Source organism: Kocuria rhizosphaericola (assembly GCF_044462205.1).
Taxonomy (GTDB): domain Bacteria; phylum Actinomycetota; class Actinomycetes; order Actinomycetales; family Micrococcaceae; genus Kocuria; species Kocuria rhizosphaericola.
Genome location: NZ_JBISWK010000080.1, coordinates 1 through 438, shown reverse-complemented (window position 1 = coordinate 438; position 438 = coordinate 1). Strand labels below are relative to the sequence as shown.

1 protein-coding gene is annotated in these 438 nt (G+C 72.8%); it reads right to left on the bottom strand.

Features of this window, described 5'->3' with window-relative positions:
• Positions 1-33: 33 nt before the first annotated feature.
• On the bottom strand, positions 34-438 hold a 405-nt coding region (locus ACH9D2_RS08285), incomplete at its 5' end, for an aldehyde dehydrogenase family protein (RefSeq protein ID WP_396362364.1).

Below are 438 nucleotides of genomic sequence, written 5' to 3'. Positions count from 1 at the left end.
CCGTCCCGTGCCGGGGAGCGCGGGTCAGGACCCTCAGGCGGGGGTGCCGGTGCCGGGGTCGGGGACGTCGGCCCAGGGGTTCTCCACGCCGATGTACTGGGTGGTGGTGTACTCGTGGAGGCCCTCGGCCCCGCCCTCGCGGCCCAGTCCGGACTGCTTGACCCCGCCGAAGGGGGCGGCCGCGTTGGAGATCACCCCGACGTTGAGGCCCATCAGGCCGAACTCGATGCGGTCGCCGATGCGCAGGCCGCGGGAGATGTTCTCGGTGAACACGTAGGAGGCCAGGCCGTACTCGGTGGAGTTGGCCAGGGCCACGGCCTCGTCCTCGTCCGTGAACGTCACCACCGGGGCGACGGGGCCGAAGATCTCCTCGGTCACCGCGCGGGCGTCGACGGGGACGTCGCGCAGCAGGGTGGGGGCGAAGAAGTAGCCGGGCCC